We start from the raw sequence: 19,133 nt of genomic DNA on the forward strand, positions 1-19,133 counted from the left end.
ATCGGCTTCGTCTCCCAATGGCGGGACACGACCGACCAAGCGCGTCATTTGCCGACCGGCACGATCCGGTCACGAAAGGTTTTGCCCTACAGGCGCCAGCGATGCTGCAGGCGCAGGTCCGTGCTCGTCCCTGCGAACCGTCACCGGTCCGCGACGGCAAAGCCGGGTAAGGGATGTCGGCCGCACCGGGTGCGGCCTGTTATTGCAGCAATCGGTAGAGGGAACGGGTCATGGAAAAGAAGCGTCTGGTCATGGTCGGCAACGGGATGGCGGGCTGTCGCACGCTGGAAGAGCTGCTCAAGATCGCACCGGAGATGTACGACATCACCGTGTTCGGTGCGGAGCCGCATCCGAATTACAACCGCATCCTGCTGTCGCCGGTGCTGGCCGGCGAAATGACGGTGCAGGACATCATCCTGAACGACTGGGACTGGTACCGCGACAACAACATCACGCTGCACACCGGCAAGAAGATCGTCAAGATCGACCGCAAGGCGCGCAAGGTATTCGCCGATGACGGCACCGAAGCGGAATACGACCGCCTGCTGCTCGCCACCGGTTCCAACCCCTTCATCCTGCCGGTGCCGGGCAAGGACCTGCCGGGCGTGATCGCCTACCGCGACATCGCCGACACCGACGCGATGATCGAAGCCGCCGCCACGCGCAAGCACGCGGTGGTCATCGGCGCCGGTCTGCTCGGACTGGAAGCGGCCAACGGCCTGGCGCTGCGCGGCATGCAGGTGACCGTGGTGCATCTGGCGCCGTGGATCATGGAACGCCAGCTCGACAAGCCCTCGGCCGACATGCTGCAGGCCTCGCTGGAAAAGAAGGGCCTCGCCTTCCTGCTGGAGAAGCAGACCGAATCGCTGATCGCCGGCGCCGATGGCCGGGTGTCCGCAGTGCGTTTCAAGAGCGGCGAAACCATTCCGGCCGACCTCGTCGTGATGGCCGCCGGCATCCGCCCCAACACCACGCTGGCCGAATCGGCGGGCATCCACTGCAACCGCGGCATCGTCGTCAATGACACGCTGCAGACCTACGATCCGAAGATCTACGCGGTCGGCGAATGCGTGAACCACCGCGGCATCGCCTACGGTCTGGTCGCGCCGCTGTTCGAACAGGCCAAGGTGTGCGCCAACCACCTTGCCCAGTACGGCATCGGCACCTACAAGGGCTCCGTCACCTCGACCAAGCTGAAAGTGACCGGCATCGACGTGTTCTCCGCCGGCAACTTCATGGGCGGACCGGGTTGCGACGACATCGTGCTGCACGACCCGGCGGGCGGCGTCTATAAGCGTCTGGTGCTGGAAGGCGAGCGCCTGGTCGGCGCCTGTCTGTATGGCGACACCGCCGACGGCAGCTGGTACTTCCAGCTGATCAAGGACGGCCAGGACATCCACGCCGTGCGCGACCACCTGATGTTCGGCCAGAACCACCTCGGCGACGTCGGCCACAAGGGCCAGACCCAGGCGGCATCGATGCCCGATACCGCCGAAGTCTGCGGCTGCAACGGCGTGTGCAAGGGCACCATCGTCAAGGCGATCAAGGAGAAGGGGCTGTTCTCGCTGGACGACGTGCGCAAGCACACCAAGGCCTCCAGCTCCTGCGGCTCCTGCACCGGCCTGGTCGAACAGATCCTCGCCTCCTGCGTCGGCGGCGCCTACACGCCGGCCGATTCGAGCTCGAAGCCGATGTGCGGCTGCACCGACATGAACCACGGCGACGTGCGTGCGGCGATCCGCGACCGCCACATGATCGACATCCCGACCGTGATGCGCGAGCTGAAGTGGAAGACGCCCAACGGCTGCGCCTCCTGCCGCCCCGCGCTGAACTACTACCTGATCTCGACCTGGCCGCACGAGGCGAAGGACGACGCGCAGAGCCGCTTCATCAACGAGCGCGCGCACGCCAACATCCAGAAGGACGGCACCTATTCGGTGGTGCCGCGCATGTGGGGCGGCCTGACCACACCGGGCGAACTGCGCGCCATCGCCGACGCCGCCGAGAAGTACAAGGTGCCCACCGTCAAGGTGACCGGCGGCCAGCGCATCGACCTGCTGGGCGTGAAGAAAGACGATCTGCCGGCGATGTGGGCCGACTTCGCCAAGGCCGGCATGGTGTCCGGCCACGCCTACGGCAAGAGCCTGCGCACGGTGAAGACATGCGTCGGCGCCGAGCACTGCCGCTTCGGCACCCAGCTGTCCATGGGGCTGGGCGTGAAGCTGGAAAAGATGCTGTTCGGCATGTACAGCCCGCACAAGGTGAAGCTCGCCGTGTCCGGCTGCCCGCGCAACTGCGCCGAAGCCGGCATCAAGGACGTGGGCGTGATCGGCGTCGAATCCGGCTACGAAATCTATGTCGCCGGAAACGGCGGCATCAAGACCGAGGTGGCGCAGTTCTTCTGCAAGGTGGCCAGCGACGACGAGGTGATGGAGTACTCCGGCGCCTTCCTGCAGCTCTACCGCGAAGAGGGCTGGTACCTCGAACGTACGGTGCACTACATCGAGCGCGTCGGTCTCGACTACGTGAAGGGCAAGGTGGTCGATGACGCCGAGAACCGCAAGGCGCTGTACGAACGCCTGCTGTTCGCGCTGCAGGACTACAAGGACCCGTGGCTGGAGCGCGCCGAAGCCGACGCGAAATCCGAGCTCGGCCGCGAGTTCCGCACCATCGCCATCAAGCAGGCGATGAAGGCTTGATCAAGGGATGAGGGGCTAGGGGTCAGGGGCTAGCGACAAGCCCACCTCGCGCGGCAAAGCCGCGCCTGTTCCCTAGCCCCTAGCCCCTAGCCCCTAGCCCCTAGCCCCTAGCTCCTAGCTCCTAGCCCCTGGCCCCCAGCCCCTCCAGACACACATACAGGAATCCTCATGAGCACCGAAACCTCCACCTGGGCGCACGTCTGCGCACTCGAAGACATCCCCCTGCTCGGCTCGCGCGTGGTGAGCGCCGATGCCGTCGACATTGCCATCTTCCGCACCGACGGCGACCGCGTGTTCGCTGTGCATGACAAGTGCCCGCACAAGGGCGGCCCGCTGTCGCAGGGCATCGTGCATGGCGACACGGTCACCTGTCCGCTGCACAGCTGGAAGATCAAGCTGGAGTCGGGCGAGGCGGTCGCACCCGATGTCGGCTGCACGCGCGGCTTCGACGTGAGGGTCGAAAACGGCCAGGTACTGCTGAAGGCCTGAGGTCCGCAGAGGTCCGCTGAAGCCCGCAATGCCTGCGACGGCGAACGCCGTCGTAGCAATCCGAATCACCACTATCCCGAGTACGGCTGCCCGCAAGGATGCGCGCAGACCGGATTGATGACGGGGAGGTCATCCGCCGATGGACAGGAAAGCATTTCTCAAGGCCGGCCACACGCCCACGCTGTTCGCCGCCTTTCTCTATTTCGATCTCGCCTTCATGGTGTGGGTGCTGCTCGGCCCGCTCGGCGTGCAGATCGCCCAGGACCTGCAGCTCACGCATGCACAGAAAGGCTTCATGGTGGCGGTGCCGGTGCTGGCCGGCGCGCTGCTGCGCATGCTGATGGGCGTGCTGGTCGACCATCTGCAGCCGAAGAAGGCCGGCGCCATCGGCCAGGTCATCGTCATCGCGGCGATGTTCGTCGCCTGGCAGTTCGGCATCCACAGCTATGAACAGGCGCTGCTGCTGGGCTGCTTCCTCGGCTTCGCCGGTGCCGCCTTCGCCGTCGCGCTGCCGCTGGCGTCGCGCTGGTATCCGCCGGAACACCAGGGCACGGCGCTGGGCATCGCCGGCGCCGGCAACTCGGGCACCGCACTCGCCGCGCTGTTCGCACCAGGGCTGGCGGCGGCCTTCGGCTGGATCAACGTGTTCGGCCTCGCGCTGATTCCGCTGGTGGCCGTATTCATCTTCTACCTGCTGGTGGCGAAGGACGCGCCCGAATGCCCGCCGCCGAAGACGCTGGCCGAATACCTGAAGGTGCTGAAGGACCGCGACGCATGGTGGTTCATGTTCTTCTACAGCGTCACCTTCGGCGGCTTCGTCGGTCTCGCCTCCTCGCTCACCATTTACTTCAACACCCAGTACGGGCTGGACGCGAAGATGGCCGGCTACTTCACCGCCGCCTGCGTGTTCGCCGGTTCGCTGGTGCGGCCGATCGGCGGCAACCTGGCCGACCGCATCGGCGGCATCCGCACGCTGAGCATGATGTACGTGATCGCCGCCGCCTTCCTGTTCGGCGTGAGCTTCGGCCTGCCGCAGGCGTGGATGGCGGTGGTCGTGTTCGTCGGCGCCATGCTGGCGCTGGGCATGGGCAACGGCGCGGTGTTCCAGCTGGTGCCGCAGCGCTTCCGTCGCGAGATCGGCGTGATGACCGGTCTGGTCGGCATGGCCGGCGGCATCGGCGGCTTCTACCTCGCGTCCTCTCTCGGTTACTCGCGCGAAGTCACCGGCAGCTACCAGACCGGTTTCGTCGTGTTCGCCGTGCTGGCGGTCGCCGCGCTGGTCGGCCTGACCCGCGTGAAGACGCGCTGGCGTACCACCTGGGGTGCGGCGCACCTGACGTCCGCCCGCATCTGAGCCGGCCGGCGTCATGACACTCGCAGTGTCCATCGGCCAGTGCTCGATCACCGGGCCGCGACCGCGCAACGAGGACTTCGTCGGCGCGGTCACGCCGACCGGCGAAACGCTGGACGCCAAGGGCGTGCTGCTGGCGGTCGCCGACGGTGTCGGCGGCCATGCCAAAGGACGCGAAGCGGCCGAGTTCACCGTGCGCGGCCTGCTCAACGACTACTACGCGACGCCGGACACCTGGCGTATCGCGCAGGCGATCGATCAGGTGCTGGGCGCGCTGAACCGCTGGCTGGTCGCACATGCCGCGCGCACCCGCGAATCCGCCGGCATGGCCACCACGCTGTCGGCGCTGGTGCTGCGCGGCACCCGCTGGCATTTGGCCCACGTCGGTGATTCGCGCATCTACCTCTATCGCGACGGCAGCCTGACCCAGCTCACCGAGGATCACACCTGGGCCCACCCTGAACTGTCCAACGTGCTGCACCGTGCGGTCGGCCTCGATGCGCGCCTGGCGGTCGACCACGCCGACGGCGAGCTGGAGATCGGCGACACCTTCGTGCTGATGAGCGACGGTGTGTGGAACACGCTGCGCGACGACGGCATCGCCGTCGTGTTGGCGCGTGGCGGCGATGCCGAGTCGCTGGCGTCGACGCTGGTGCTGCAGGCCGACGCGCGCGGCGCCAACGACAACTGCACCGCGCTGGTCGCGCGCGTCGACGCGCTGCCGCAGGCCGCACTGCGTGACCGGCTGGCCGAGGCGGCCGGTCTGTCGCTGCCACCCCGGCTGGCAATCGGCGAAGAACTGGACGGTCTGCGCGTCGAGGCGGTGCTGCACGAGTCGCGCGTCACCCTGCTCTACCGCGTCACCGATCTGGCCAGTGGCGAGGCGCGCGTACTGAAAACGCTGCGCGAGGACGCCGATCCGGACGCCGTCGCCGCACTGGTGCACGAGGAATGGCTGGCACGTCGCGTGGTGTCGCCGCAGTTCCCGCAGGTGATCGGCCATCCGCGCAGCCGTCTCTATTACCTGATGAGCTGGCACGAAGGCGCCAGCCTGCGCGCGCGCCTCGATGCCGGCCACCACTTCGGCAGCGAACAGGTGGTCAAGCTGGGCTGCAGCGTGCTGCGTGCGCTCGGCACACTGCACCGTCTGGGCATCGTCCATCGCGACATCAAGCCGGACAACCTGCACCTCGACAGCCAGGGCACGCTGCGCGTGCTCGATCTGGGCGTCGCGGCGTCCGACGGCGAGGACTTCAAGGAGATCAACAACCCGGGCACGCCCAGCTATATGGCACCGGAGCTGTTCTCCGGACAGAGCGCCAGCGAATCGAGCGATCTGTTCGCGCTCGGCGTCACCCTCTACCAATTGCTGACCCGCCACTACCCGTGGGGCGAGATCGAGCCCTTCCAGCGCCCGCGTTTCGGCGAGCCGGTGCCGCCCACGCGCTATCGCCCGGACCTGCCGGAGTGGCTTGAGGCGGTGCTGCTGAAGGCCATCGCCCGGACGCCGGAAGCGCGCTTCGAAACCGCCGAGGAATTCCTGCTCGCACTCGAACGCGGAGCCCACCGCCCGCTCGCGCTGCCGCGCCGCGCGCCGCTGGTCGAGCGCATGTCGGTGCGCCTGCTGCGCGTGCTGCTGGTGGTGTCGCTGCTGATCAACATCCTGCTGCTGTGCCTGCTGTTGCGTTAGCCCTTCCCGGAAAGCATGGCGCACCAGTCGCATGCATTCACAGGTCATTGCGCCCCGGCGCGGAGCGCTGAAAGCCCGAACCGCACCGGTTCGCACGCGAATCGCCCCTCAGTAACGTGGCATACCCCTTGCTAAAAGTCTCGCGGAGACACACAACATGACCCAGAGCCAACACGAAACCCGCTCGACCTGCTGCTACTGCGGTGTCGGGTGCGGCGTGATCATCGAACACGACGGCAGCCGCATCACCGGCGTGAAGGGCGACCCGGACCACCCGGCCAACTTCGGCCGTCTGTGCACCAAGGGAGCGACCCTGCACCTGAGCGCCCGCCCGGACACGCGCGCGCTCCACCCCGAGCTGCGCACCGCGCGCGACCTGCCACGCAGCCGCACGAGCTGGGACGCCGCACTGGCGCACGCCGCCGACCGCTTCGCCGCCATCATCGACGAGCACGGTCCGGACGCGGTCGCCTTCTACATTTCCGGCCAGCTGCTGACCGAGGACTACTACGTCTTCAACAAGCTTGCCAAAGGACTGATCGGCACCAATAACGTCGACACCAATTCGCGGCTCTGCATGAGTTCGGCGGTGTCGGCCTACAAGCAGACGCTGGGGGCCGACGCCCCGCCCTGCAGCTACGAGGACATCGACCACACCGACTGCCTGCTGATCGCCGGCGGCAACCCGGCCTACGCTCACCCCATCGTCTATCGCCGCATCGAGGACGCGCGCCGTGCGAATCCGGCAATGAAGATGATCGTGGTCGACCCGCGCCGCACCGATACCGCCTCCGACGCCGACCTGCACCTGCCGCTGCTGCCGGGCACCGACATCTGGCTGTACAACGCGATGCTGCACGTGCTGCTGTGGGAAGGTCACGTCGACGACACGTTCATCGCCGCGCACACCGAAGGCTTCGCCGAGTTGCGCAAGCACGTGCGCGACATCACGCCGGCGGTCGCCGCCGAGGTGTGCGGCCTGCGCGCCGAGGACATCGTCACCGCCGCCAAGTGGTTCGGCGAATCGAAGGCTGCGATGTCGATGTGGTGCCAGGGGCTCAACCAGTCGCATCACGGCACGCACAACGGCACGGCGCTGATCGCGCTGCACCTGGCCACCGGCCAGATCGGTCGCCCAGGCGCCGGCCCGTTCTCGCTGACCGGCCAGCCCAATGCGATGGGCGGTCGCGAAGTGGGCGGCATGGCCAACCTGCTGTCGGCCCACCGCGACATGGCCAACGCCGAACACCGCGCCGAAGTGGCCGCGCTGTGGGGCCTGCCGGACGTGCCGTCGCAGCCCGGGCTGACCGCGGTCGAGCTGTTCGATGCGGTGCGCGACGGCAAGGTGAAGGCGGTGTGGATCGCCTGTACCAACCCGGCGCACTCGATGCCCGATCAGACGCGCATCGTCGAAGCGCTGAAGGCGGCCGAATTCGTCGTCGTGCAGGACGCCTACCGCGGCACCGAAAGCGCCGCCTTCGCCGACCTGCTGCTGCCGGCCACCACCTGGGGCGAGAAGGAAGGCACGGTCACCAATTCCGAGCGGCGCATCACGCACGTCAATGCCGCGCTGCCTGCCGCCGGCGAAGCGCGCGCCGACTGGGTCATCGCGCGCGACTTCGCACGCGCGCTCGGCGCGCGGCTGGGGCGCGACGCGGAGGCACTCTTCCCCTACGAAACAGCCGAGCAGGTGTTTGCCGAACATGTCGAGAGCACGCGCGGCCGCGACCTCGACATCACGGGCCTGTCCTACGCGGTGCTCGACCGACTGGGTCCGCAGCAATGGCCCTTCCCGGCCGGCGCCGAAGGCGGTACCGCCACCCTTTACACCGATCGCCGCTTCGCCACGGCAAACGGTCGCGCCCGCTTCGTCGTGCCGTCGGCCGCAACCACCGCGGAGAAGATCGACGCTCGCTACCCGCTGCACCTGAATACCGGCCGTCTGCGCGACCAGTGGCACTGCATGAGCCGCACCGGCCAGGTGGCGCGCCTGTACAGCCACGTCGACGAACCGCGAGTCGAGGTGCATGCCGACGACCTGGCCCGGCGCGGACTGAAGGACGGCGATCTGGTGCGCATCAAGAGCCGTCGAGGCGAAATCGTGCTGCGTGCGTACGCGAGCAACGCCCAGCGCCCGGGCAGCACCTTCGTCGCCATGCACTGGGGCCGCAACGCGCTGTCGAACAGTGGCGCCAATGCGCTCACCGCCGGCCGCGTCGACCCCTACTCGAAACAGCCCGAACTGAAGCATGCAGCGGTACAGATGAGCCGCGCCGACCTGCCCTTCCAGGCGTTGCTGCTGCGCACGGAAACGAGCGACGAGTCGGCACAGCGCAACACGCTGACGCGGATGGAAGCGCTCGCCCCCTTGCTCGCCCGCTTCGCCTACGCCTCGCTGTCGATGGCCGGACGCGACCGCCCGGCGCTGGTGCTGCGCATCGCGCACGACCAGCCGATTCCCGAAGACTGGCTGGCCGAACTCGACCGCCTGTGCGGCCTCGACAACCCGGCCTGTCTGGCCTACCGAGACGCACGACGCGACATCACCAAACGCGCGCTGATCGAGGACGGGCTGCTGACCGGCATCCGCCTGACCGGCGAAACCGCCGCCGCCGCCTGGCTGCGCGAGGTGATGGTCGAGCGCCAGCCGACTGCGGAACTGCGGCGCTGGCTGTTCGCACCGCTGGCGACGCCACCGGTCGCCGCGAAGAGCCGCGGCCGCATCGTCTGCAACTGCCTCGATGTTGCGGAACCCGACATCGTCGAAGCGATCGCAGGCGGAGCGGACCTCGACACCCTGCAGGCGACGCTGCGTTGCGGCACCTCCTGCGGTTCCTGCGTACCCGAACTGAAACGCATGCTCGACGCCCGACGGCAGGCGGCATGACAAGAAACTGAACTGGATGGAGCGCCGTACGCGATGCTGAGCCCACAGAGCCTGACTGAAATGCTGTCCGCGATCGGACGCGGCGACGACGCGCGTGACCTCGCCGAGACCGAGGCGCACGGCCTGTTCGCCGACATGCTGGACGGCCGCATACCGGCGCTCGAACTGGGTGCGGTGCTGGCCAGTCTGCGCTGGAAGCACGAGTCGGCGGACGAGCTCGCCGGCTTTGCACGCGCACTGAACGAGCGCGTGCCGACGCTGGAACTGCCGCCGCATCTGCCGCGCATGGTGGTCATTCCGAGCTACGCCCGGGCCGGCCGCGCGCCCAATCTGATGCCGCTGCTGGCGCTGATGCTGGCGCGGCTGGACGTGCCGGTGCTGGTGCATGGCCTGAGCGGCGGCAACGCGCGGCCCGGCAGTCTCGACGTGCTGGAGCGGCTCGGCCACCTGCCGTGCAGCACCGTGACCGAGGCGCTGAACACGCTGCACGCCGGCCACTGCGCCATCCTGCCGACCGAAGTGCTGAACCCGTCGCTGGACAGCCTGATCCGGCTGCGCGAGCGCATGGGCCATCGCAATACCGCGCACGTCGTGGCAAAGCTGCTCGATCCGGCGCCGCTGCACAGCCTGCGCGTCATCTGCGTCGCCGACGCGCAACTGCTGTCACGTCTGCACGACATGTTCCTGCGTACGCCTGAAAGAGCGCTGCTGATGCGCGCGCCCGACGACGACTCGTTCGCCGATCCGCTGCGCCGGCCACGCATCGAACTGTTCGAGCGGGGCAGCGCGCGCATGCTGTTCGAGGCGGAAAGCGGCGCGCTGCCGCTGACCAATCCACTGCCGCCGGGCGAGGACATCGATGGCACCGCCGACTGCATACGGGACATGCTCGAAGGTCATCGCGCGATTCCGCAGCCGCTGCTGAACCAGCTTGCCGCCTGCCTGTTCGGCAGTGGCGCGGCGCGCGACCTCACGCACGCCAAGGCCACCGTGTCGCTCGGCCTCGCACACACCGCACACTGAGGCCTTTACGACCGGACGCACGCGCCCTGCGCGGGCGCGAACGCTTACTGGCCGTTGGCCGCCATCCAGGCGAGACAGCGCTTCCAGGCGTCGGCCGCGTCGCCGGCGCGGTAACTCGGGCGGTAGTCGGCGTGAAAAGCGTGCGGAGCGTCCGGGTAGAGCACGATGTCCGACTTGCGCGCCGCCGCCGACGTCGACTTCTTCAGCGCCGCGCGCATGGCATCGACATCGCTGTTCGGAATGCCCTGGTCCTGACCGCCGTAGAGTCCGAGCACCGGCGCGTGAATGCTGTCGACCACGTCGAGCGGATGCAGCGGTGTCAGTTCGCTCGGCACCCCGTCGAGGCGTCCGTACCAGGCGACGCCGGAACGCAGCGCGGGCTGATGCGAGGCATACAGCCAGGTCACGCGTCCGCCCCAGCAGAAGCCGGTCGCGTGCAGGCGCTTCACGTCGCCGCCCTGCTCGCGGGCCCAGTCGACGCAGGCATCCAGGTCGGCCATCACCTGAGCGTCAGCCACCTTCGACACGACGCGCTCGATGATTTCCTGCACGCTGCCGATCGCCGCCGGATCGCCGTGACGGAAGAACATTTCCGGCGCGACGGCCAGATAGCCTTCGTGCGCGAAGCGACGGCAGACGTCGCGGATGTGCTCATGCACACCGAAGATTTCCGACACCACCAGCACCACCGGCGGCTTGCCCGGCTTGTCCGGCCGCGCGCTGTAAAGCGGCAGCGCGCTGCCGTCGCTGGCGCGCGCCGACGACATGCCGGTCACCAGACCGCTGTCCGGCGTCGTGATCACCTGCTGCGCGATGACCGGTTGCACCGCGATGGCAAAGCCGGCTGCGCCGGCTCCGAGCAGGAAATCACGCCGGTGGGGATTGTCGGGCTGGGTCACGTCGGCACTCCTCTTGCGGTTCGGAAAGGGTTCAGCTTTCGAGGGTTCAGCGTTCGATGAAGCGCGGTTCGGGTGCCGGCGCCTCGTGTGCATAGGCGTCGAGCTGGCGCGCCAGTTCGACGCGTCCGGCAGCGGCCGCCTGCGGCACGTAATTGCGGAACAGCTCCGCCACGGCGGCGCGCTCTCCACCCTGGAACTTGTCGGCCATCGGCATCAGCCGCTCGATCGCCTGCAGCCCCTCCGGCCACTTGCCCTGCGCGGCCAGCGCGATCGACAGCTCGGCCAGACGGCGCGCCAGCGGCAGGTCCGGCGTACTGCCGGCGCGCTGTTCTTCCAGTGCCAGCGTCTCGCGCAGCAGTTCCTCGGCGCCTTCCCAGTTGCCGAGCATGCGCTTGAGTTGCGCGTAGTTATATATGCGCTGCGAGCGCGCCTCGGACGGCACGTTCTTGAAATCCGGATGGACCAGCGCCTTGTAGCACAGCTCGTCGGCGAGGCCGATATTGTTGTCGGCCCTGGCGGCCAGGCATTCGCGGAACAGTCGATCCGACGCGTTCTCCTGTGCCTGCGCGCCTCCTGCACAGGCCAGTGCGACGGCCAGCGCAAGCGCGCCACGGACGATGCGGAACTGCTTCATGGCTTGCTTCTCCTCGGTGTAGTTATGTGTCTCAGTCGAGACGTCTTCTGAATATCCATTCGGTGGCCGTCGACGCCGCGGCGTCGAGCGCATAGCCCTCGACCGCGAAATCGCGCAGCGCGTCGGCATCGTCGATCCGCTTCTCCGCCGCGTAGCGTGCCATCAGGCCGCGCGCGCGTTTGGCGAAGAAACTGATCACCTTGTAGTTGCCGCCCTTCCAGTCCTGGAACACGGGCTGGATCACCTGCGCCTTCAGTACCTTGCGTCGCACGGACTTGAAGTACTCATCGCTGGCGAGGTTGACCAGCACCGGGTGCGCATCGTTCTCGAACAGCGCATTGAGCGCCTGCGCGGGCAGGTCACCCCAGAATGCATACAGATCCTTGCCGCGCGCGTTCGGCAGCCGGGTGCCCATTTCGAGCCGGTAGGGCAGCATCAGGTCGAGCGGACGCAGCACGCCATACAGGCCGGACAGGATGCGCACATGCTGCTGCAGCCAGTCGAGTGCCGGCGGCGGCAGGGTCGGTGCATCGAGCCCCTCGTAGACGTCGCCGTTGAAGGCGAGCACCGCCTGACGTCCCTGCGGCGCCGAGTAGTCGCGCGTCCAGTCGGCGTAGCGAGCGACGTTGAGCGCCGCCAGCGGGTCGGAGATCGACATCAGCGACGCGATGTCCGCCGGGCTCTTGCGGCGCAGGATGTCTATCAGTTCTGCGGAATGGTCAAGGAAGTCCGGGCGGGTGGACTTTGTCGTGGCGAGCGGCGATTCGTAGTCGAGTGACTTGGCGGGCGACAGGACGATGATCATGGGGCTGACTTGGCGAGCGATGAGACGTGGTGCGCGGATGGTAACGTGAGCCGACGACGCTGCGCAGCAGCTTGCGGACGCACAAAAAGAAAACGGGAGTGTCGTCACTCGACACTCCCGCTTTCCCTGGCCGCCCCGTCGGCGCGAACCGCCGGTACGCCATCCGCAGGCCCGATGAGGATGCCTGCGGAACGAATCCGTTGCTTACTTCTTGTTGATCGACTTCTTCAGCGCTGCGCCTGCAGTGAACTTGGCAGTCTTGGCGGCCGGAATCTTGATCGTTGCGCCGGTGCGCGGGTTGCGGCCGGTACGGGCAGCGCGCTTGCCGGTTGCGAAGGTACCGAAGCCCACGAGCGTGACCTTGCCGCCCTTCTTCAGTTCGGTGGTGACGGACTCGAGGAAACCATCGAGCATGCGGCCGGCGGCGGCCTTGGAAACATCGGCTTTCTTGGCGAGTGCTTCGATCAGTTCTGCTTTGTTCATCTAAGTCTCCTACTTGGTTGTACGCAAGGGCGCGCGGGAAAACCTGACGGGATGATAGTGAGGCCGGGCGCGCTTCACAAGCGGGTATGAGGACTTTCTTCATGAATTCTCGCGCCCTCCCGCAACATTTTCATCGCCAAGCCAGTTCCATGCCGGATTTCGGTGTTACCGGATGTGTGTGTTGGACACTGTTGCGAACGACCGGGCATAATCCGCGACCATGAAATTCCTGTTCGACCTGCTGCCGGTCCTGCTCTTCTTCGCAGCCTACAAGTTCGCTGGTGCGTCGCCCGAGGCCTCGCATGCGCTGGCGACCCAGCTGCTGGGCCAGGGCATCGTCGCCAGCCAGGCCCCCATACTGATCGCCACCGGTGTGGCCATCATCGCGACCATAGGTCAGGTGCTGTGGCTGATGGCGCGCGGCCGCAAGGTCGATACCATGCTGTGGGTGAGTCTGGCCATCATCGTCGTGTTCGGCGGCGCCACGCTGTTCTTCCACGACGCGACCTTCATCAAGTGGAAGCCGACCGTGCTCTACTGGCTGTTCGCGCTGACGCTGACGGTTTCTGTTCTCTTCCTCAAGCGCAACCTGATCCGCGCACTGATGCAGGAACAGGTGGAACTGCCCGAACCCGTATGGTCGCGACTCAACGCGTCGTGGATCGCCTTCTTCACCGTGATGGGTGTGCTCAACCTCTACGTGGCCTACAGCTACAGCGAGGAGGCGTGGGTAAACTTCAAGCTGTACGGCGGCATGGGTCTGATGTTCCTGTTCGTGCTCGCGCAGGGTTTCATGCTGTCGCGTCACATCGAAGAAAAGAATTCCTGATCCAATAGAGGACTGCATGTACTACGCATTGATGGGCGAAGACGTCCCCAACAGTCTTGAAAAACGGATGGCCGCCCGACCCGGCCACCTGGCCCGTCTGCAGGCACTGCAGGACGAAGGCCGGCTGCTGATCGCCGGCCCGCTGCCCGCCGTCGACGCCGTCGATCCGGGAGCTGCGGGCTACACCGGCAGCCTCATCGTCGCCGAGTTCGAATCGCTGGAAGCAGCGCAGGCGTGGGCGGAAGAAGACCCCTACACGGTCGAGGGCGTGTTCGCCCGGATGACCGTCAAGCCCTTCCGCAAGGTGTTCCCGGCGTGAGCGACGCCGCTGCACTCGAAGCGACGATACGCGAGCGCCTCGCAACGCTCGCGCCATCGGCGCTCGAACTGATCGACGAGTCGCACCTGCACGCCGGTCACGCCGGCGCGCGTTCGGGCGGCCGGCACTATCGTCTGTCCATCGTGTCCGAGCAGTTCGACGGTCGGCGCACGATGGAACGTCACCGCATCATCTACGCTGCACTGGGCGACCTGATGCAGCGCGACATCCACGCCCTGTCCATCGTCGCACGCGCACCCGGCGAAAACGCCGCGCAGTGACGGACAGGCACAACGCAATCCGCAACCGGATTCCACCCGAAAGGTAAATCGATGAAACACACGCTTTCCGTCCTGACCCTCGCCGTGATGACCGCATTCGCCGCACCCGCCATGGCGCAGAAGGCCAAGGAGAAGGCTGCAGCGCCCGCCGCCGCGCCGGCTGAAGGCGTGCTCGCTACGGTCAATGGCAAGGCGATCCCGCAGGGCCGCGCCGACATCATGATCCGCAATCAGGTAGCCCAGGGCCAGCAGGACGGCGACCAGCTGCGCAACGCAGTGCGCGAGGAACTGATCCGCCGCGAAGTGCTGACCCAGGCCGCTGCCGCCAAGGGCATGGACAAGAACGCCGCGCTGATGCACCAGGCCGAACTGGCCAAGCAGGCAGTGCTGATCCAGGCCTATCTGCAGGATTACGTGCGCAGCCACCCGGTCACCGAAGACACGATCAAGGCCGAGTACGAGAAGATCAAGACCGGTCTGGGCAACAAGGAATACAAGGCGCGCCACATCCTGGTGAAGACCGAGGACAAGGCGAAGGAAATCATCGGCAAGCTGCAGGCCGGCGAGAAGTTCGAAGACCTGGCCAAGGATTCCGAAGATCCGGGCTCGAAGGACCGCGGCGGCGACCTCGGCTGGAGCGCGCCTGCGCAGTACGTGAAACCCTTCTCGGAAGCGCTGGTCAAGCTCGAGAAGGGCAAGTTCACGCCGCAACCGGTGCGCAGCGACTTCGGCTACCACATCATCAAGCTGGAAGACGTGCGCGACCTGAAGCTGCCGTCCTATGATGAAGCAAAGCCGCAGATCGCCCAGCGTCTGGAGCAGCAGACCATCGCCGCCCACGTGAACGAACTGCGTCAGAAGGCCGCGATCAAGTAATCACCCGGCGCCGCCCGCCTCACGGCGCGTCGCCTCAACCCCGCGTCCACCCGGCCGTAAATCCGGTCGGATGGACCGAGGAAGGAAGGACGCGACATGGGACAGCACGCACCCGAGCAGGGCCTGGAACCGGCGCACGAGCCGGAGTCGATGCTGCGCCTGTGGTGGCGCTACATCTGGCCCTTCCTCTACTTCCGCGATTGCACGCGCGGTTCCTGGATGGAGCGCGTGCAGAGCTACCGTCACAACCGCTCGATGCGGCGCCACCTGCCCGGTTTCATCGTCAAGTGGCTGCTGTTCACCGCCTTCTGGTTCGCCTTCGGCATGATGTTCGACGAGTTTGCCGGCCTGGTGATTCCAGCCGCCTGCTGCTTCGTCACCGGCACCTGGACCGGCATCGTCGCCATCGTTCTCGCCGTGGCGTGGACCTGGCTGGAGCGCTTCCCCGAACTGTACTGACCTTCGGGGAAACGCCCTGCCTTCCCAGGTCCTGCCCGCTCAGCGAGCGGCCAGTCGCGCAGCCTGCTGCGCGACGCGTGCGCCGAACAGGCGCGCCGTCTTCAGGTCGCCTTCGACCATTTCATCGACCGACGCATCCGACGGCGTAGCCGCCATCGCACCGGCGAAGGACGCCACGTAGTTGATGTCCTCGCGCGTCGCCGCCTTGCTGTTGCTCGGCATCAGGCCGGTACCGACCCACAGCATGCTGTGCTGCATCGCCAGCGTCATGAAGTAGTGCAGCGTCGAGTGCTTGTCGCCGTTCATCGAAGCCGAGTTGGTGAAGCCTGCCGCCAGCTTGTCCTTCCACTGCTGCGTGAACCACGGCTTCGAGGTCGCGTCGGCGAATTTCTTGAACTGCCACGACACGGTGCCCATATAGGTCGGGCTGCCGAACACGATGGCGTCAGCCGCCAGCAGCGTCGCCCAGGCCGACTCCGGCACATTGCCCTCGGCGTCGATTTCGATCTGCTGCACCTGCGCGCCCTCTGCTGCGCCGTCGGCAACGGCTTGCGCCATGCGGCGGGTGTGGCCGTAGCCGCTGTGATAAACGATGGCAACTTGCGTCATGCTGATCTCCCTTCAGTAGTGGAATGACTGCCCAGATCGAACAGCAGCGCATGTGCGGCACGCCCCTGTTCAAGTACAACTTCGTCCTCGTGCTCGATGCGCAGCGCATCGCCGGTTTCGAGGCGCTGCCCGTTCACCGTCAGTTCGCCGTCGATCAGGTGCACATAGGCCTTGCGGCCGGCGGCGAGATGGTGGGTGAGCGGCGCGTGACCGCTGTCGAGGCGGCTCGCGTACAGCGCAACGTCGGCGTGGATGGTGAGTGCGCCGTCGCGCCCCTCTGCATTCACCAGCGGCAGCAGACGACCTCGCCGCGCGCTGTCGGCAAAGTGCTGCTGTGCGTAGCCGGGGGCGATGCCGCGCGATTCAGGCAGCAGCCAGATCTGCAGCATGCGCACCGGTGTCGTCGCGGCGTGGTTGAACTCGCTGTGCTTGACGCCAGTGCCGGCGCTCATGCGCTGCACGTCGCCAGCGCGCAGCACGCCGGTATTGCCGAGTGAATCGCGGTGCGTCAGTTCGCCCGCCAGCACCACGGTGACGATTTCCATGTCGCGGTGCGGATGGGTGCCGAAGCCGCCTGACGGCTCTATCGTGTCTTCCATCAGCGCGCGCAGCGTGCCGAAACCCATGTGTGCCGGGTCGTAGTAGTCGGCGAAGGAGAAGCTGAAATGCGACTGGCCCCAGCCGTGGTCGTCGAAGCCGCGTTCGGAAGATTTGCGCAGACTGATCATTGCCCATCTCCTTGATGTGTTGGTTGATGGGTGAATTGTGGCGACGGGTCGATCGCCGATGTCGGCATGTCGCTGATATCATCATTCAAATTATTTGAACGACTACATCTCCACCACCGTGTCCGAACGCGACCATCCGCTGACGCCCGAAGCGATCCGTCTGATCGCCACCATCGACGAAGCCGGCAGCTTCGCCGCGGCCGCGCGCGTGCTCGGCAAGGTACCGTCGGCTCTCAGCTACAGCGTGCGCCAGCTCGAAGATGCGCTCGACGTGCTGCTGTTCGACCGCGCCAGCCGCACCGCCGTGCTGACGCCGGCCGGCCGCGAACTGCTGGTCGAAGGCCGACGCCTGCTGCTGGAGATGGACGCCGTCGCGAGCCGCGTCAAGCGCGTCGCCAGCGGCTGGGAAGGTCAGCTGGCCATCGCCGCCAACGCGCTGATGTGCCCGCACACGCTGCTCGATCTGGTCGACGCCTTTTACGCCCAGCGCGACACCGCACGCCTACCGCCGCCGACGCGCATACGCCTGCGCCAGGAGGTGCTGTCCGGCACCTGGGAAGCGCTGCTGTCGGGCGCGGCGGATCTCGCCATCGGCGTCGACGCCGACGACTCGCGGGTCAGCGGCGTGCAGGTCGAGGCGCTCGGTGACATCCCCTTCGTATTCGTCGTGGCGCCGCATCACCCGCTGGCGCGCGTCGCCGAACCGCTGGACCCGGCGATGATCCGCATGCACCGCGCGGTCGCCATCGCCGACAGCGCGATGAAGCTGTCGCCGGTGTCGCGCAATCTGCTGCCCGGTCAGGACGTCCTCACGGTGCCGACGCTGGACATGAAGATCGACGCGCAGCTGCGCGGCCTCGGCTGCGGTTTCCTGCCGGAGGCACGCGTGCGCGCCCACATCGAAACCGGACGGCTGGTGGCGAAAGCGACCGGTGAGGACAAGGTCGCCCGCTTCGCCATCGCCTGGCGCAGCGCCGGCCAGCGCGGCCGCGCACTCGACTGGTGGCTGCAGCAGCTGGCCAGCCCGCGGACACGCCGGGCCCTGCTCGAAGGTGTTCCGGCATGAGCGCGCAACGCCTGCCGGTGGTGCTGCTAACCGGCTTTCTCGGCGCCGGCAAGACCACGCTGCTGAACCGCCTGCTTGCACGTGCCGACATGGCCGACACGCTGGTCATCGTGAACGAGTTCGGCGAGGCCTCGCTCGATCACCGGCTGGTCACGCACACCGCCGACCAGACCGTGGTCGAACTGGCCAGCGGCTGCGTCTGCTGCACGCTGCGTGGCGACCTCGCGCAGACCTTGCGCGACGCACACTGGCGCTTCGCACGCGCTGGCCGGCGCCAGTTCGAACGCATCGTGATCGAAACCACCGGCCTGGCCGATCCGGCGCCGGTACTGCGCACGCTGGCCGCCGATGCGCGCGTGGTCGAACGCTACCGGCTGAGTTGCACGCTCACCGTGGTCGATGCCACGCACGCGGCGGCGACGCTGGCCATGCGCCCGGAAGCGGTACGCCAGGTCGCCGCCGCCGACCGCCTGCTGATCAGCAAGACCGATCTCGCCGACGCCGCCGCGGTCGCCACGCTGCGGCAGACGCTGGCCGCGCTGAACCCGTTCGCGCCGCAGCTCGACCTGCAGACCGCGAGCCTCGGGCCGGCGCTGTTCGACCCGCCAGCCGTCATGCGCTACCGCGCCGCGCCGCCGACCATCGCCGCGCCGCACGCCGTGCGGGCCGACAGCACCCTGATCGAGCAGCCACTGCAGCGCGCGCAGATCGACGCCTGGCTCGCCGCCTGGCCAGACATCGCTGGCCCCGGCCTGTTGCGCATGAAGGCCCTGTTCGACGTCGCCGGCGAGTCGCGCCCGCTGGTCGTACAGGGCGTACAGCATGCGCTCTACCCGCCGACACTCCTGCCCGCCTGGCCCGACGCCGCGCGCGGCTCGACCGTGGTGTGCATCACCCAGGGCATAGCCGATACCCGTCTGCAGGCCTGGCTGTCCGCGCTTCATCACGATTGAACCCGCGCGCCGTCGCTTCGCTCACAATGCAGTCTTCCGCACGTACCAGCGCA

At 67.1% G+C, this 19,133-nt stretch carries 19 protein-coding genes; 13 read left to right on the forward strand and 6 right to left on the reverse strand.

Annotation, left to right across the window (positions count from 1 at the left end):
- Window positions 1-230 precede the first annotated feature (230 nt).
- The 6 genes from nirB (at window position 231) to ybiB (ending at window position 10,139) form a co-directional block, all read left to right on the forward strand.
- Complete coding sequence (gene nirB / locus WDZ97_RS06150) at window positions 231-2,699, forward strand: nitrite reductase large subunit NirB (RefSeq protein ID WP_425762143.1); 2,469 nt, start codon at window positions 231-233, stop codon at window positions 2,697-2,699.
- 168 nt (window positions 2,700-2,867) lie between these two features.
- A complete protein-coding gene (nirD, locus tag WDZ97_RS06155; protein WP_425762144.1) occupies window positions 2,868-3,188 on the forward strand; it encodes a nitrite reductase small subunit NirD in 321 nt (106 codons plus the stop codon).
- 139 nt (window positions 3,189-3,327) lie between these two features.
- Window positions 3,328-4,542 (forward strand): nitrate/nitrite transporter, encoded by a 1,215-nt coding sequence (locus WDZ97_RS06160; protein WP_304001223.1) that lies wholly within the window; start codon window positions 3,328-3,330, stop codon window positions 4,540-4,542.
- Window positions 4,543-4,555: 13 nt separating this feature from the next.
- A complete protein-coding gene (locus WDZ97_RS06165; protein ID WP_425762145.1) occupies window positions 4,556-6,229 on the forward strand; it encodes a protein kinase domain-containing protein in 1,674 nt (557 codons plus the stop codon).
- Window positions 6,230-6,386: 157 nt separating this feature from the next.
- Entirely contained in the window at window positions 6,387-9,116 is a 2,730-nt protein-coding gene (locus WDZ97_RS06170) for a molybdopterin-dependent oxidoreductase (protein WP_425762146.1), read from the forward strand.
- 33 nt (window positions 9,117-9,149) lie between these two features.
- The gene (gene ybiB, locus WDZ97_RS06175; protein WP_304001217.1) at window positions 9,150-10,139 is read left to right on the forward strand and encodes a DNA-binding protein YbiB; all 990 of its coding nucleotides are present in this window, start codon (window positions 9,150-9,152) and stop codon (window positions 10,137-10,139) included.
- A gap of 44 nt (window positions 10,140-10,183) precedes the next feature.
- Here ybiB and WDZ97_RS06180 read toward each other — a convergent pair whose 3' ends face one another.
- The 4 genes from WDZ97_RS06180 to WDZ97_RS06195 all read right to left on the reverse strand — a co-directional run bounded on the left by WDZ97_RS06180 (window position 10,184) and on the right by WDZ97_RS06195 (window position 12,960).
- Window positions 10,184-11,038, reverse strand: a complete 855-nt coding sequence (locus WDZ97_RS06180; protein WP_425762147.1) for a dienelactone hydrolase family protein — start codon at window positions 11,036-11,038, stop codon at window positions 10,184-10,186.
- A gap of 46 nt (window positions 11,039-11,084) precedes the next feature.
- Window positions 11,085-11,672, reverse strand: a complete 588-nt coding sequence (locus WDZ97_RS06185) for a hypothetical protein (RefSeq protein ID WP_425762148.1) — start codon at window positions 11,670-11,672, stop codon at window positions 11,085-11,087.
- A gap of 31 nt (window positions 11,673-11,703) precedes the next feature.
- Window positions 11,704-12,477 (reverse strand): peroxide stress protein YaaA, encoded by a 774-nt coding sequence (yaaA, locus tag WDZ97_RS06190; protein ID WP_020164443.1) that lies wholly within the window; start codon window positions 12,475-12,477, stop codon window positions 11,704-11,706.
- 204 nt (window positions 12,478-12,681) lie between these two features.
- Window positions 12,682-12,960 carry an HU family DNA-binding protein gene (locus WDZ97_RS06195; RefSeq protein ID WP_019918484.1) on the reverse strand — a complete coding sequence of 93 codons (279 nt, stop codon included), beginning with the start codon at window positions 12,958-12,960 and terminating at the stop codon, window positions 12,682-12,684.
- 220 nt (window positions 12,961-13,180) lie between these two features.
- Here WDZ97_RS06195 and WDZ97_RS06200 point away from each other — a divergent pair, with 220 nt between their 5' ends.
- From WDZ97_RS06200 to WDZ97_RS06220, 5 genes are all read left to right on the forward strand, one after another.
- Window positions 13,181-13,789 (forward strand): septation protein A, encoded by a 609-nt coding sequence (locus WDZ97_RS06200; RefSeq protein WP_425762149.1) that lies wholly within the window; start codon window positions 13,181-13,183, stop codon window positions 13,787-13,789.
- Between the two features lie 16 nt (window positions 13,790-13,805).
- Window positions 13,806-14,108 (forward strand): YciI family protein, encoded by a 303-nt coding sequence (locus WDZ97_RS06205; protein ID WP_425762150.1) that lies wholly within the window; start codon window positions 13,806-13,808, stop codon window positions 14,106-14,108.
- The gene (locus WDZ97_RS06210; RefSeq protein ID WP_020164440.1) at window positions 14,105-14,389 is read left to right on the forward strand and encodes a BolA family protein; all 285 of its coding nucleotides are present in this window, start codon (window positions 14,105-14,107) and stop codon (window positions 14,387-14,389) included. Before WDZ97_RS06205 ends, WDZ97_RS06210 begins: the two co-directional genes overlap by 4 nt.
- A 51-nt stretch (window positions 14,390-14,440) precedes the next feature.
- A complete protein-coding gene (locus WDZ97_RS06215; RefSeq protein WP_020164439.1) occupies window positions 14,441-15,265 on the forward strand; it encodes a peptidylprolyl isomerase in 825 nt (274 codons plus the stop codon).
- Between the two features lie 96 nt (window positions 15,266-15,361).
- Complete coding sequence (locus tag WDZ97_RS06220; RefSeq protein ID WP_020164438.1) at window positions 15,362-15,724, forward strand: hypothetical protein; 363 nt, start codon at window positions 15,362-15,364, stop codon at window positions 15,722-15,724.
- 39 nt (window positions 15,725-15,763) lie between these two features.
- Here the strand turns inward: WDZ97_RS06220 and WDZ97_RS06225 are convergent, their stop codons facing one another.
- Both WDZ97_RS06225 and WDZ97_RS06230 read right to left on the reverse strand, forming a co-directional pair.
- Window positions 15,764-16,333: a flavodoxin family protein gene (locus WDZ97_RS06225; protein WP_425762151.1), complete on the reverse strand. Its 570-nt coding sequence runs from the start codon at window positions 16,331-16,333 to the stop codon at window positions 15,764-15,766.
- Complete coding sequence (locus WDZ97_RS06230) at window positions 16,330-17,061, reverse strand: pirin family protein (RefSeq protein WP_425762152.1); 732 nt, start codon at window positions 17,059-17,061, stop codon at window positions 16,330-16,332. Before WDZ97_RS06230 ends, WDZ97_RS06225 begins: the two co-directional genes overlap by 4 nt.
- Before the next feature lie 94 nt (window positions 17,062-17,155).
- Here WDZ97_RS06230 and WDZ97_RS06235 point away from each other — a divergent pair, with 94 nt between their 5' ends.
- Both WDZ97_RS06235 and WDZ97_RS06240 read left to right on the forward strand, forming a co-directional pair.
- On the forward strand, window positions 17,156-18,127 hold the full coding sequence (locus WDZ97_RS06235; protein ID WP_425762153.1) for a LysR family transcriptional regulator: 972 nt from the start codon (window positions 17,156-17,158) through the stop codon (window positions 18,125-18,127).
- Window positions 18,124-19,080 carry a CobW family GTP-binding protein gene (locus tag WDZ97_RS06240; protein ID WP_425762154.1) on the forward strand — a complete coding sequence of 319 codons (957 nt, stop codon included), beginning with the start codon at window positions 18,124-18,126 and terminating at the stop codon, window positions 19,078-19,080. The genes WDZ97_RS06235 and WDZ97_RS06240 overlap by 4 nt, the downstream gene beginning before the upstream one ends.
- Window positions 19,081-19,133 lie beyond the last annotated feature (53 nt).

The sequence above is a fragment of the Methyloversatilis sp. MC4-4 genome, from assembly GCF_049843555.1.
GTDB lineage: Bacteria > Pseudomonadota > Gammaproteobacteria > Burkholderiales > Rhodocyclaceae > Methyloversatilis > Methyloversatilis discipulorum_B.

Coding starts and splice junctions, on each gene's coding strand:
- WDZ97_RS06230 (WP_425762152.1), bottom strand. CDS start 17,061: ATGATCAGTCTGCGCAAATCTTCCGAACGCGGCTTCGACGACCACGGC.
- ybiB (WP_304001217.1), top strand. CDS start 9,150: ATGCTGAGCCCACAGAGCCTGACTGAAATGCTGTCCGCGATCGGACGC.
- WDZ97_RS06185 (WP_425762148.1), bottom strand. CDS start 11,672: ATGAAGCAGTTCCGCATCGTCCGTGGCGCGCTTGCGCTGGCCGTCGCA.
- WDZ97_RS06170 (WP_425762146.1), top strand. CDS start 6,387: ATGACCCAGAGCCAACACGAAACCCGCTCGACCTGCTGCTACTGCGGT.
- WDZ97_RS06200 (WP_425762149.1), top strand. CDS start 13,181: ATGAAATTCCTGTTCGACCTGCTGCCGGTCCTGCTCTTCTTCGCAGCC.
- WDZ97_RS06240 (WP_425762154.1), top strand. CDS start 18,124: ATGAGCGCGCAACGCCTGCCGGTGGTGCTGCTAACCGGCTTTCTCGGC.
- WDZ97_RS06220 (WP_020164438.1), top strand. CDS start 15,362: ATGGGACAGCACGCACCCGAGCAGGGCCTGGAACCGGCGCACGAGCCG.
- WDZ97_RS06160 (WP_304001223.1), top strand. CDS start 3,328: ATGGACAGGAAAGCATTTCTCAAGGCCGGCCACACGCCCACGCTGTTC.
- nirB (WP_425762143.1), top strand. CDS start 231: ATGGAAAAGAAGCGTCTGGTCATGGTCGGCAACGGGATGGCGGGCTGT.
- WDZ97_RS06225 (WP_425762151.1), bottom strand. CDS start 16,333: ATGACGCAAGTTGCCATCGTTTATCACAGCGGCTACGGCCACACCCGC.
- WDZ97_RS06195 (WP_019918484.1), bottom strand. CDS start 12,960: ATGAACAAAGCAGAACTGATCGAAGCACTCGCCAAGAAAGCCGATGTT.
- nirD (WP_425762144.1), top strand. CDS start 2,868: ATGAGCACCGAAACCTCCACCTGGGCGCACGTCTGCGCACTCGAAGAC.
- yaaA (WP_020164443.1), bottom strand. CDS start 12,477: ATGATCATCGTCCTGTCGCCCGCCAAGTCACTCGACTACGAATCGCCG.
- WDZ97_RS06205 (WP_425762150.1), top strand. CDS start 13,806: ATGTACTACGCATTGATGGGCGAAGACGTCCCCAACAGTCTTGAAAAA.
- WDZ97_RS06215 (WP_020164439.1), top strand. CDS start 14,441: ATGAAACACACGCTTTCCGTCCTGACCCTCGCCGTGATGACCGCATTC.
- WDZ97_RS06165 (WP_425762145.1), top strand. CDS start 4,556: ATGACACTCGCAGTGTCCATCGGCCAGTGCTCGATCACCGGGCCGCGA.